11 protein-coding genes and 1 pseudogene are annotated in these 11,561 nt (G+C 74.9%); 5 read left to right on the top strand and 7 right to left on the bottom strand.

Annotated elements, in window-relative coordinates; genetic code table 11:
* Positions 1-59 precede the first annotated feature (59 nt).
* Together ACGF7U_RS13765 and ACGF7U_RS13770 are read right to left on the bottom strand one after the other, a co-directional pair.
* Entirely contained in the window at positions 60-1,226 is a 1,167-nt protein-coding gene (locus tag ACGF7U_RS13765) for an acyl-CoA dehydrogenase family protein (RefSeq protein ID WP_393106215.1), read from the bottom strand.
* Between the two features lie 43 nt (positions 1,227-1,269).
* On the bottom strand, positions 1,270-2,067 hold the full coding sequence (locus ACGF7U_RS13770; protein WP_393106217.1) for a methyltransferase domain-containing protein: 798 nt from the start codon (positions 2,065-2,067) through the stop codon (positions 1,270-1,272).
* 45 nt (positions 2,068-2,112) lie between these two features.
* Between ACGF7U_RS13770 and ACGF7U_RS13775 the strand changes: the two genes are divergently transcribed.
* The 4 genes from ACGF7U_RS13775 (at position 2,113) to disA (ending at position 6,747) form a co-directional block, all read left to right on the top strand.
* The gene (locus ACGF7U_RS13775) at positions 2,113-2,952 is read left to right on the top strand and encodes a UbiA family prenyltransferase (protein ID WP_393106219.1); all 840 of its coding nucleotides are present in this window, start codon (positions 2,113-2,115) and stop codon (positions 2,950-2,952) included.
* Between the two features lie 138 nt (positions 2,953-3,090).
* Positions 3,091-3,879: a hypothetical protein gene (locus ACGF7U_RS13780; RefSeq protein ID WP_393106221.1), complete on the top strand. Its 789-nt coding sequence runs from the start codon at positions 3,091-3,093 to the stop codon at positions 3,877-3,879.
* Between the two features lie 88 nt (positions 3,880-3,967).
* Positions 3,968-5,422, top strand: coding sequence for a DNA repair protein RadA (gene radA, locus ACGF7U_RS13785; RefSeq protein WP_393106223.1), 1,455 nt, complete (start codon positions 3,968-3,970; stop codon positions 5,420-5,422).
* A 143-nt stretch (positions 5,423-5,565) separates the two neighbouring features.
* Complete coding sequence (disA, locus tag ACGF7U_RS13790; RefSeq protein WP_393106225.1) at positions 5,566-6,747, top strand: DNA integrity scanning diadenylate cyclase DisA; 1,182 nt, start codon at positions 5,566-5,568, stop codon at positions 6,745-6,747.
* Between the two features lie 70 nt (positions 6,748-6,817).
* Here the strand turns inward: disA and ACGF7U_RS13795 are convergent, their stop codons facing one another.
* The 3 genes from ACGF7U_RS13795 to ACGF7U_RS13805 form a co-directional block, all read right to left on the bottom strand.
* Positions 6,818-7,540 (bottom strand): hypothetical protein, encoded by a 723-nt coding sequence (locus ACGF7U_RS13795; RefSeq protein WP_393106227.1) that lies wholly within the window; start codon positions 7,538-7,540, stop codon positions 6,818-6,820.
* A gap of 137 nt (positions 7,541-7,677) precedes the next feature.
* Complete coding sequence (locus ACGF7U_RS13800) at positions 7,678-8,262, bottom strand: peptide deformylase (RefSeq protein WP_393106229.1); 585 nt, start codon at positions 8,260-8,262, stop codon at positions 7,678-7,680.
* Positions 8,259-8,771 (bottom strand): glycine cleavage system protein R, encoded by a 513-nt coding sequence (locus ACGF7U_RS13805; RefSeq protein WP_393106231.1) that lies wholly within the window; start codon positions 8,769-8,771, stop codon positions 8,259-8,261. The genes ACGF7U_RS13800 and ACGF7U_RS13805 overlap by 4 nt, the downstream gene beginning before the upstream one ends.
* A gap of 141 nt (positions 8,772-8,912) precedes the next feature.
* Between ACGF7U_RS13805 and ACGF7U_RS13810 the strand changes: the two genes are divergently transcribed.
* Positions 8,913-9,812, top strand: coding sequence for an A/G-specific adenine glycosylase (locus ACGF7U_RS13810; RefSeq protein WP_393106233.1), 900 nt, complete (start codon positions 8,913-8,915; stop codon positions 9,810-9,812).
* A gap of 91 nt (positions 9,813-9,903) precedes the next feature.
* Here the strand turns inward: ACGF7U_RS13810 and ACGF7U_RS13815 are convergent, their stop codons facing one another.
* Entirely contained in the window at positions 9,904-10,554 is a 651-nt protein-coding gene (locus ACGF7U_RS13815; RefSeq protein ID WP_393106235.1) for a C39 family peptidase, read from the bottom strand.
* Positions 10,555-11,210: 656 nt separating this feature from the next.
* Positions 11,211-11,561, bottom strand: a pseudogene (locus ACGF7U_RS13820) (hypothetical protein); the annotation flags it as partial.

Below are 11,561 nucleotides of genomic sequence, written 5' to 3' on the forward strand. Positions count from 1 at the left end.
GGCCGCCGTCCCCCGCACCGGGGCTGCTTCCGTCCGCGACCCCGGCGAACATCTCACGGTCACCAACGAGGAACCGATCCGTCCCGGTCCGGGTCCCCACCCAGCGCGGCGATGCCGAGCCAGTCCGCGCAGACGTCCGAGGTCGCCGGGTGCAGCGAGCCGCAGCGGGCGTCCCGGTAGAGCCGCTCCAGCGGATGCCCCCGCCGGGTGGCGGACGTGCCCGCCGCCTCCAGCAGGGACGCCGCCACGTCGGCCGCGGTCGTGCCGGCGAGCAGCTTGGCCCGCCAGACCCAGCGGTTGGTCTCCGCGTCCCCCGGCGCCTCGTCCACCCGGCGGGCGGCCTCCGCGACCGCCAGGTGCGCCGCCGCCACGGCCGCGTCGGCCCGGCCGAGGCGGGACCGGACGGCCGGCAGCCCGGCGAGACCGCGGGCGTTGAGGTGCTCGACCGCGGCGTCGACCGCCGCCCGGGCGACCCCGACGTAGACGGCGGCGTAGCTGGCCACCAGCCAGTGCGGCATGAGCTGGGCGACCACGAGGGCCAGCCCCTCCACGCCGCCGAGCAGCCGGTCGGCCGGAACGGTCACGTCCAGGTGCAGGTCGTGCGAGGAGGTCGCCCGCATGCCGAGCGAGTCCCAGGTGGGCTCGACGGTCAGCCCGTCCCCGGCCGGCACCAGGAACTGGGAGACCACCGACTGGTCGGCGGCGCTGCGGGCGGCCACGAGGTAGCCGTCGGCGTGCCCGGCCCCGGAGCAGAACGTCTTGCTGCCCTTCAGGTGCCAACCGTCGTCGACCGGCTCGTAGACGGTGCTGAGCTGGGACAGCCTCGCGCCCGCGCCGCGCTCGCTCATCGCCACCGCGTACCAGGCGCCCCGCGCGGCGGCGGTGAGGAGCCGGTCCCGGGCGGCCAGCGCCTCCTCCGGCACACCGAGCGCCTCGGCCAGTTCCTCGGTGACCGCGCCCAGTGCGCCGGTGACCGAGGCGTGCATGTTGAACACCAGGGCGGTCGCCCCGTTGCCCCGGGCCAGCTCGGTGGCGACCGCCGCGTACTCGGCGAAGGTCGCGCCCATCCCGCCCAGCTCGGTGGGGACCATCAGGCCGAGGAGCCCGGCCTCGCGCAGATCCCGGAAGTCCTCCACCGGGAACGAGCCGTCCCGGTCGTGCTCGGCCGCGCGGGCGGCCAGCCTCGGTGCCAGGCGGCGAGCCGCCTCCAGCGCGTGCTGCGTCATACAGCCCCCTTCTCGGCCTGTCCCTACCCAGCGACCGGCCCCGCTATCCGCTCCGCGTGCCACGACCCTGGTAGAGAACGGCGGTCGACCAGGTCGGCACGATCCGGGGCGCCGGGCCGCCCACAATCGGGTGCGGACGGTCGGCCGGCGCCGCCCCCGGACCGCCGGCGCCCGTCCGGTGGGGCCGGCAGGCGGCCAGGACCCGGCGGGCCAGCCAGCCGAGCAGCCCGGGCACGCCCGGGCGGATGCCCCGCAGGCGCAGCCCGACACCGTGCCGGGCGCACTCGGCGACGAGCGCCCGGGCGTCCACGAACAACCGTGGATCGTGGATGCCCCTCGGCACGGTGGGCAGCCGCTCGGCGACCCGGACGGCCAGCAGCCGGCTCAGCGCCGTGTCGTTCAACGTGTCCAGGACGAGCAGCCCACCGGGTCGGAGCAGCCGGCACGCCTCGGCCACCGCGCGCCGCCAGTCCGGCACGTGCTCCAGGATCTCGCCCGCGGCCACCACGTCCGCGCAGCCGTCGGCCAGCGGGACGGCGGTGGCGTCGCCGTTGACGGGGGTCACCCCGTGCGCGGCGGCCTGCGCCAGGGCCGACCGGGTGAGGTCGACGCCGACGTGCCGGTAGCCCTTGCCCGCCACGTGCGGGGCGAGCAGACCGGCCCCGCAGCCGAGGTCGACCAGGAGGGCGCCGGGGCGGGACGCCGGCGGCACGAGGGCGGCCCGCGCCTCGGCGAGCCAGTGCAGCATCGCGAACACGCCGTCCGGACGCCACCACTCGCCGGCCAGGTCGTCGTACTGGCGCGGATCGTTGCGCGGCAGGGTGCGGCCCGCGTCTCGCATGGACCGAGCGTGGCACGACTGCCCGGTAACGACCAGACTTCCCTCATGTCGTCAACGGTGCTAGGGCTGGTCAGGGCGAGTCACCCGGAGCCGGCCGCCGCCGTCACCACGGTGGCCGGGTTGCTGGCCTGGGGTGTCGGGCACCGGCCGGCCGGCGTGCTCGCCGTGGCGCTCACCGTGGCGGCCAGCCAGCTCGCCGTCGGCTGGGCCAACGACGCGCTCGACGCCGACCGGGACGCCACGGTGGGGCGTACCGACAAGCCGGTCGCCACCGGCGCGGTGGGCCGGCGCGCCACCGCCCGGGCCGCGGCGGTGGCCGCGCTCGCCACCCCGGTGCTGGCGCTGGCCACCAACCCGGCCGCCGCGCTCTGCGCCACCGTCGGGCTGGTCTCCGCGCTGCTCTACGACTGGCCGTTGAAGTCGACGCCCGTGTCGGTTGTGCCCTACGCGGTCTCCTTCGGGTCGCTGCCCGCCTTCGTCGTCCTGGCGCTGCCCGGGGCGCCGGCCCCACCGGTCTGGCTGGTCGCCGCGGCGGCCTGTCTGGGCGCCGGCGCCCACTTCGCCAACGTCCTGCCCGACCTGGCCGACGACGCCCGGACGGGGGTGCGCGGGCTGCCGCACCGGCTGGGCCCGGCGGGCAGCCGCGCCGCAGCCGCCGCCCTGCTGTTCGCGGCGACCGCCACCCTGGTCCTCGGGCCGCCCGGGCGCCCGTCGGGCGTCGGCGTCGCCGCGGTCGCGGCCGCCGTCGTGGTGCCGCCCCTGAGTTGGTACGGCGGGCGCGCCACCGCCCGGGCCGGGGGTCGGCCGGTGGCCGCGTTCCGGGCCGTCATGCTGATCGCCCTCATCGACGTCGTCCTGCTGGTCACGAACGGTCGCCTGGTCTGAGGTCCGCCCCGGGGGTGGCATCCCCGGGTCGGCGTGCGGGGGTGGATCAGGCCCAACTACCCTGGAGCGCGGTCTGCGCGGGCATGGCCACCGTGCCCGGCGTGAGCACCGGGTGGGATCGTGACGAGGAGGACCGACGTGACGCGCTCGATCAGGGGTTCCCGGCGGGCGGCCCTGCTGCTGTCCGGGATGGCGGCGGCGACCGGGCTGCTGCTGTCCGGCTGCGGCACCGGCCAGGTCGCCGAGACCGCCAACAAGGAGCCGTCGGTCCAGGGCGTCAACCTCTCGGCCCGCAACGGCGACTACGCGGTCCGCGGCCTGCTGGTCGAGTTCCCGGGTGTCGAGGGCTACAAGGCGGGCGCCAACGCCGTCCTGAACGCCGTGATCTACAACGACTCCGAGCAGCCGGTCACCGTGACCGTGACCACCGACAGCGCCCGCGAGATCGTGATCACCGGTAAGGGTGCCGCGGCCAGCCCGTCGGCGACGCCCACCGAGGCGGAGTCGCCGAGCCCGCACGCCACGGGGAGCCCGCACGCCACGGAAAGCCCGCACGCCACGGAGAGTCCGCAGGCCACGGGGAGCCCGAACGCGACGGAGAGCCCGAACACCAGGGAGACCCCGGCGGCCCCGGAGAGCCCGGCCGCGCCCGCCGGCGAGCCGGCCCGGATCGAGATCCCGCCGCTGAGCTACGTGCAGCTCAACACCCAGGCGGACCGCGTCCTCCAGCTCATCGGCCTGAACGAGTCGCTGCGCTCCGGCCAGAACGTCTTCCTGACCTTCGACTTCGGCAACGGCGTCACCGTCACGGGCCCGGCGCCGGTCGCCGTGCCGCTCACCCCGGCCGCGCCCCCGTCGCCGATCATCGAGCGCGAGGGTGGCTACGAGGGCCAGGAGGAAGAGGGCGGCCACGGCGGCGGCCACTGACGCCCGCTCCCGACTTCGACGACACCGCCGGCGTGGCGACCACCACGCCGGCGGTGTCTTCGTCGTACCCGGGGACTAACGTCCCCCTGTGACCACCTCCCGATCGACGTCCCCGCGCGCCGGCGCTGCCACCGGGCGCGGCCGGGCGGCCAGCCGCGAGCCCCGACCGGCCTACGAGTGCGACGCCTGCGGGCACCAGCCGCCGAAGTGGGTCGGGCGGTGCCCGGAGTGCGGCGAGTGGGGCTCGGTGGTCGAGTGCACCGTGACCGGCCCGACCGTCTCGGGCAAGGTCGTCAGTTCGCGGATGCCGGCCGAGCCGGCCCGGCCGATCGCCACCATCAGCGCCGCCCCGGCGCGGGCCCGGCCCACCGGGGTGAGCGAGCTCGACCGGGTGCTCGGTGGCGGCCTGGTCCCCGGCGCGGTGGTGCTGCTCGCCGGGGAGCCGGGCGTCGGCAAGTCCACCCTGCTGCTCGACGTGGCCCAGCAGTGGGCCGTCGGGGCCGGCAGCCCCTCACTGGTGGTCAGCGGCGAGGAGTCGGTCAGCCAGGTCCGGCTGCGCGCCGAGCGGATGGGCACCCTGCACGACCAGCTCTACCTCGCCGCCGAGAGCGACCTCGCCGCGGTGCTCGGCCACCTCGACGCGGTCAAGCCGGGCCTGCTGGTGCTCGACTCGGTGCAGACCATCTCCACCACCGGCGCCGAGGGGGTGTCGGGCGGGGTGACCCAGGTGCGGGCGGTCACCGCCGCGCTGGTCGCGGTGGCGAAGGAGCGCGGCATCGCCACCGTGCTGGTCGGCCATGTCACCAAGGACGGCCAGGTCGCCGGCCCCCGGGTGCTGGAGCACCTCGTCGACGTGGTGCTGCACTTCGAGGGTGACAAGCACTCCTCGCTGCGCATGGTGCGCGGCGTCAAGAACCGGTTCGGCGCCGCCGACGAGGTGGGCTGCTTCGAGATGCACGAGGGCGGCATCAGCAGCCTGGCCGACCCGTCCGGGCTCTTCCTGACCCGCTACTCCGAGCCGGTGCCCGGCACCTGCGTGACGGTGGCGATGGAGGGCCGGCGGGCGCTGGTCACCGAGGTGCAGGCGCTGATCGGCGCGACGGTCGCCGGCTCGCCCCGACGCACGGTGTCCGGGCTCGACTCGGCCCGGCTCGCCATGGTGCTGGCCGTGCTCCAGCGGCGCACCGAGCGGCTGACCCTGCACGACCGGGAGGTCTTCGCGGCCACCGTCGGCGGCATCCGGGTGGTGGAGCCGGCGGCTGACCTCGCCGTCGCCCTCGCCGTCGCCTCGGGCGGGCTCAACCTGGCCATCGCGCCGCACCTGGTGGCGATCGGCGAGGTCGGGCTGACCGGCGAGGTGCGCCGCGTCGGCGCGGTGCCGCGTCGGCTGGCCGAGGCGGCACGGCTGGGCTTCCGGCTCGCGCTGGTGCCGAGCGGGTGCGGCCCCGACAGCACCGGCGTCACCCCCGGCGGCATGACCGTGATCGAGGTCACGGACGTCCGCTCGGCGCTCCAGGCCGTCGCGCGCGCGTCCGCGGAGTGACCGATGGTGGGCCGACGACGGGACCGCGCGGGCGATACCGGACAGCTGGGGCGCCGACCCCCGGTCCGGGCGAGCTGGGGCATCGCGACACATCACAGTAACCACGACAGCACCCACCGCAGGGCAGTCCGTAGACTGTGCCCGTGCCGATCGACCGCGATACCACCAAGCCAGCCGGCGCGACACCCCACGCCCGCACCGGCGCCGTGGGCTCGCCCGCCCGCCCGATCAGCGTGAGCGTGACCGGCGGCGCCGGGGGCGCCGGCGACCCGCTGCGGGCCAACCTGGCACTGATGGCCCCGGGCACCGCCCTGCGCGACGGCCTGGAGCGGATCCTGCGCGGCCGGACGGGCGCGCTGATCGTCCTCGGCTACGACAAGGTCGTCGAGGGGCTCTGCACCGGCGGGTTCCCGCTCGACGTCGAGTTCTCCGCCACCCGGGTCCGCGAGCTGTGCAAGATGGACGGGGCGGTGGTGCTCTCCAGCGACGGCACCCGGATCGTCCGGGCGGCCGTGCACCTGATGCCCGACCCGAGCATCCCGACCGAGGAGTCCGGCACCCGCCACCGCACCGCCGAGCGGGTCGCCCGGCAGACCGGCTACCCGGTGATCTCGGTGAGCCAGTCGATGCGGATCATCAGCCTCTACGTCAACGGTCAGCGGCACGTGCTGGACGACTCGGCGGCAATCCTGTCCCGCGCCAACCAGGCGCTCGCCACGCTGGAGCGCTACAAGCTCCGGCTGGACGAGGTCTCCGGCACCCTCTCCGCCCTGGAGATCGAGGACCTGGTCACCGTACGGGACGCGGTCGCGGTGGTGCAGCGGCTGGAGATGGTCCGCCGGATCGCCGACGAGATCGCCGGCTACGTGGTGGAGCTGGGCACCGACGGCCGCCTGCTGGCCCTCCAGCTCGACGAGCTGATGGCCGGCGTCGACGCCGACCGCACCCTGGTCATCCGGGACTACCTCCCGGCCGGCCGGAAGTCCCGCACCCTGGACGAGGCGCTGGTCGAGCTGGATCTGCTCGGCGCGACCGAGCTGATCGACCTGGTCGCCGTCGCCAAGGCGATCGGCTATCCCGCCGCCTCCGACGCGCTGGACGCCGCGGTCAGCCCACGCGGCTTCCGGCTGCTGGCCAAGGTGCCCCGGCTGCCGGTGACCGTGGTCGACCGCCTCGTCGTGCACTTCGGCAGCCTCCAGCGCCTGCTCGGCGCCACCGTGGAGGACCTTCAGGCCGTCGAGGGGGTCGGCGACGCCCGGGCGCGCGGCGTCCGGGAGGGGCTGTCCCGACTCGCCGAGGCGTCCATCCTGGAGCGCTACGTCTGATCCGGGCGGCCCGGCGCGGGTCCGTCCTGCCGGCCGGTCCGGCGTCCGCCACCGGGCGGCCCGGGGTCGCTCAGCCGTCGGTGACGGTGAGCTTCACCGGCTCGCTGAGCTTGGTGCCCACCCGGGCGAAGACCTGGTAGGTCCCGGCCGGCGGATTCGGGCCCGCCGCCACCCCGCTGGCGCACTTGCTGCTGTCGCGGCCGTTCCAGCCCACCTGGTAGGAGCGCTCGAAGCCGGGCGTGAAGGACTGCACATCGGAGCCCTTGCCCGTGCCGCACGTGTCGGACGACCAGATCTTCTCGGCCCCCGACTTGATGAACAGCTCCTGCGCGTCGGCGCCGACGTCGCGGCTGCACGTCCGCTCGGACCGGTTCTTGATCTTCAGCTGGAGGTCCACCACGGCGCCCCGGACCACCGACGTGGGCAGGGCCACCGGGGTCACGGTGATCTCGGCGTCCGTGCAGGTGCCGTCGTCGGCGGCCGGCACGACCGGCGCAGGCGGCGTGTCGGTGGTGGTCGTGCCGCCCGAGGGGTCGGCGGTGCCCGGGCCGCCCGACGCGCCGGGCGAGGGCTCCCCGGTCTGCGGACTGAGCACCGGGCCGGTCGCCTCCGGTAAGGCGCCGGGCGACGCCGCGCCCGCCGAGGGCTGCGCGTCGCCGCTCCTGCCGGCGTTCCGGTCCGAACCGGTGCACGAATAGAGCAGGACAATCAGGAAGAGAAGCCCCGCTCCGAGTACGACGGCGCGACGCCGCCAGTACACGGCGGGTGGCAGGGGGCCGACCGTCAGACGCATGATGCCCCCACCGTAGCGGCGCGGGGCGCGGCAGCCCGGCGCGACGCGCCGAGTCGTCGACAGCTCACCGTTCCCACCCTCCACACGCGACGGTCATGTCTGCCGACGGTGTCCCGACGGCGACACTGGGTCGCCGGTCAGAGATACACCTTGCGCTGGTAGACGGCGTGGGCGCCGGCCACCCGGTCCAGGAAGAGCAGCCCGGCGCAGTGGTCGATCTCGTGCTGCAGCGCCCGCGCCTCGAACCCGTCGGTCACCAGCCGGACGGACCTGCCGCTGCCGGGCAGCACGCCCTCCACCACCAGCCGGCTGGCCCGCTTGACGTCGCCGGTCAGGTCGGGCACCGACATGCACCCCTCCCGGGCCACCTTCCACCGGCTCGCCTCGACGACCCGGGCGTTGCACAACACGAAGGCGCCGTGCACGGTGACCGCCTTCGGGTGGCCGGTCACGTCGACCGCGAAGACCTGCGCGCCCACGCCGATCTGCGGGGCGGCCAGCCCGACGCAGCCCGGCGACACGCGCATGGTGGCGACCAGGTCGGCCGCCAGGCGTACGGTCTCCTCGGCGGTCGGGTCGACCTCGCCACCGGGCCGGCTGAGCACCTGGTCCGGAGCGGACACCACCGGCCGGACCTCCCCCGGCAGGTCCAGCGACTCCGGGGTCCAGTCGCCGAGGCCCGCGTACGCCTCGGTCTCCGGGGTCCGCTCGACGCCGGTCACAGCAGGTCCGGGTCGGCCGGCCGGAGGGTCACCCCGACACCCAGGTCCGCGGCCGTCGCCGCGAGGCGTCCGGCCACCTCGTCGGCCGCGCCGGGCGGCAGTTCCACCTCGGCGACCACCACGTAGAGCGACCCGGTCAGCCGGGTGCTCAGGTCGGTGACGTTGCCGCCGGCGTCGGCGAGCACGCGGGTCATCGCCGCCACGATGCCCATCCGGTCCGCACCGTGCACCGCCATCACGTACGGCTCGCCGGCCGGGGCCGTCTCACCGTCGGGGGTGACCTCGCGTACGGTCGCCAGCAGTTGGCCGTCGGCGGAGAGCGGCGCCAGCGCGGCCTCGACGTCGGCGGCGGCCGGGCCCACGCAGACCAGGGTCATCGCGAAGTGCCCCCGCAGCCGGGTCATCGTGCTGTCGGTGAGGTTCGCGCCGAGCCGGGCGAGCACCTCGGCGACGTCGGCCACGATGCCCGGCCGGTCCCGGCCGATGACGGTGATCGCGAGCTCGTTCATCCGGGCATTCTGCCCGATCCGCCGGGCGGCTCCGCGGCGCCCCACCCAGGTCGCCCAGCCAGCGGGACGGCACGGGCGGGTGTCGGAGCCCGCCGCCCGCGCCGCGTCGGCGCCCCGCCGCGTGACATCATCGGCGGCGCGATGACTGAGCCCACTTTCGCCACCCTGGTCAGCCGGTGGTACGAGGAGAACGCCCGCGACCTGCCGTGGCGGAGGCCCGACGTGACCCCGTGGGCGATCCTGGTCAGCGAGGTCATGCTCCAGCAGACTCCCGTCGTGCGGGTGCTGCCGGCCTGGGAGGCGTGGCTGGCCCGTTGGCCCGATCCAGCCGCGCTCGCGGCCGACAGCCCGGCGGAGGCGATCCGGATGTGGGGACGCCTCGGCTACCCCCGTCGGGCGGTACGGCTGCGGGACTGCGCCGTCGCGATCATCGAGCGCCACGGCGGCCGGGTGCCGGAGCGGCTGGACCAACTGCTGGCCCTGCCGGGCGTCGGGACGTACACGGCCCGTGCGGTGGCCGCGTTCGCGTACGGTCAGCGGCACCCGGTGGTCGACACCAACGTGCGGCGGGTGGTCTGCCGGGCGGTCGCCGGCGAGCCGGACGCCGGCCCGGCCACCCGCCCGGCCGATCTGGCGGCCACCGAGGAACTGCTCCCCGCCGAACCGGCCGCCGCCGCACTGGCCAGTGCGGCCTTCATGGAGCTGGGGGCGGTGATTTGCACCGCCCGGTCGCCCCGCTGTGGAAGCTGCCCCGTCGAGTCTGTCTGCGCGTGGCGGGCGTCCGGCCGGGAGGCCCCTGCCGGTCCGTCCCGCCGCCCCCAGCGGTACGCCGGCACCGACCGCCAGGTGCGCGGGCTGCTGCTCGGCGTGCTCCGGGAGGCGACCGGCCCGGTGCCGCACCAGCGTCTCGACCAGGTGTGGGCCGACGAGGTGCAGCGGACCCGGGCGCTCACCGGGCTGGTGCGGGACGGCCTCGTGGAGCCGGTGGGTGAATCGTCGTTCCGCCTCGTCGGCGACGGCCCGCCGGTCCCGGTCGCCTGACCGCCCCTCGACTGATCAGGCGGGTACGACGAAGGGCCGGCCCCTGGGTGGGGGCCGGCCCTTGTCGTTGGTGGTGTTCGGCTGGTTGGGGTCAGGCGGTGTAGCCGCGGGTGGCGATCCAGTCGGCGAGGTTGTCGACGCTCATCCGGTAGGAGGCCTGGGCGGGGTCGGCGGAGTCGGCGATGGTGACGGTGTGGCCGTTGTCGCGGTAGCCGACGACGCTGATGTAGTGCCCGCCTTCGAAGGAGTGCACGCCGCCGTCGGTGTCGGTGGCGGTGCCGGCGATGTTCGCCACGACGGCGTGGCCCTCGTCGATGGCCTTGGTGATGTCGGCGCGCAGCTTGTCGGTCTGCTTGTCGTCGGCCTTGGCCTGGCGGATCTCCACCGACTGGTAGGCGTCCTTGCCGGTCTGCTTGTTCAGTACGGGGGTGATGTCGTTGATGGAGTTGGTGCCGGCTTCGGTGGTGCCCATCTGCTTGGCCATGGCGTCGACGTCGATGTTCTTGCCCTGCACGCTCAGGGCGTTGCGGGCGGCGGCGGGGCCGCAGTAGTAGAAGTTGGGCTGGGCTTCGTAGCGCACGCCCAGTTCCCGCTCGCCGCTCTTGCGGTCCTGGCCGACGGTGGTGGGCTTGCCCTCGGTGGGGGCGGCGTGGGCGGCGGTGACGGGGCCGGCGATGGCGCCGCCGGTGAAGGCGAGGCCGGCAGCGGTCAGGGCGGCGTTGCGGATCAGGTTGGTACGCATGATGGGGTGCACCTTTCGATCGGGGGTACGCGACACACCAAGGGGGGTGGGTGCGTCACGGGAAAGGAAAGGTCGAACCAGAGGGGATCAGGCGTCCTCGACCCGGAGGGGGTGGGGCGCGGTCCCGGGGGATGTAACGACGTGGGTCCGGTCGGCATTCCGGCCGTCGCCCGGGCCGTCGGAACGGCTCGGGGGTCACGCGGTCACGATGGGTACAACGACCCGGGCCCCCGGTGCATGCCCGCCGGGCCGGTGGCGCCCGCCACCACAATCCACCACGAAGCGGACATCGCGCCCCAGATGACCCCCACACCGCCTTCACGAACCCGACATAGGGCTCAGACGTAAGGGCTTCACCCCGACAGCCAGGGCCGGGCCGACCCGCCTCCCGCCTCGGCGAGCAACCGGGCGACCGCTTACAGGGCCCTGGTGGCGGCGGGTGCTGTGCTGCGCGCCCTGTCGAGCTGAATCGTCTACGACATCATCCGGTGGTTCGGCCCGTCTGATGAAAGACGCGCCCCCGGGGCATCTCCCGCCCCCCGGACGTCCTCGGTCGCCGAACTGAATCGTCTGCGACATCAGCTCGACAGCAACGACAGGGAAAGGCGACGGCCCGGTGGCTGGTGCCACCGGGCCGTCGCCTCGTGCTGTCTGCCTTACTCGTCCGCCCCCGCGGCGGCCGTGCCGCCGAGATCGGCCGGGACGGCGTCCGGCACGCTGGCCGGACGATCCGCGCCCTTGAAGACGAGCTTGGACTTGTCGACGTTGTTGGGGTCGCCTTCGCAGTCGACGACGACGATCTGGCCGGGGGTCAGTTCGTTGAACAGGATCCGCTCGGACAGGTTGTCCTCGATGTCGCGTTGGATGGTGCGTCGCAGCGGCCGTGCGCCGAGGACGGGGTCGAAGCCCTTAGTGGCCAGGTACTTCTTGGCGTTGTCGGTCAACTCCAGGCCCATGTCCTTGTTCCGCAGCTGCGTCTCGATCCGGGCGATCATGATGTCGACGAT

Origin of the sequence: Micromonospora sp. NPDC047670 (assembly GCF_043204915.1) — a bacterium.
Classification (GTDB): domain Bacteria; phylum Actinomycetota; class Actinomycetes; order Mycobacteriales; family Micromonosporaceae; genus Micromonospora.

Bases quoted from the DNA above. Each gene is read 5' to 3' on its own strand.
- ACGF7U_RS13770 (WP_393106217.1), bottom strand. From the start codon at position 2,067: ATGCGAGACGCGGGCCGCACCCTGCCGCGCAACGATCCGCGCCAGTAC.
- ACGF7U_RS13815 (WP_393106235.1), bottom strand. From the start codon at position 10,554: ATGCGTACCAACCTGATCCGCAACGCCGCCCTGACCGCTGCCGGCCTC.
- ACGF7U_RS13795 (WP_393106227.1), bottom strand. From the start codon at position 7,540: ATGCGTCTGACGGTCGGCCCCCTGCCACCCGCCGTGTACTGGCGGCGT.
- ACGF7U_RS13805 (WP_393106231.1), bottom strand. From the start codon at position 8,771: ATGAACGAGCTCGCGATCACCGTCATCGGCCGGGACCGGCCGGGCATC.
- ACGF7U_RS13810 (WP_393106233.1), top strand. From the start codon at position 8,913: ATGACTGAGCCCACTTTCGCCACCCTGGTCAGCCGGTGGTACGAGGAG.
- ACGF7U_RS13765 (WP_393106215.1), bottom strand. From the start codon at position 1,226: ATGACGCAGCACGCGCTGGAGGCGGCTCGCCGCCTGGCACCGAGGCTG.
- ACGF7U_RS13775 (WP_393106219.1), top strand. From the start codon at position 2,113: ATGTCGTCAACGGTGCTAGGGCTGGTCAGGGCGAGTCACCCGGAGCCG.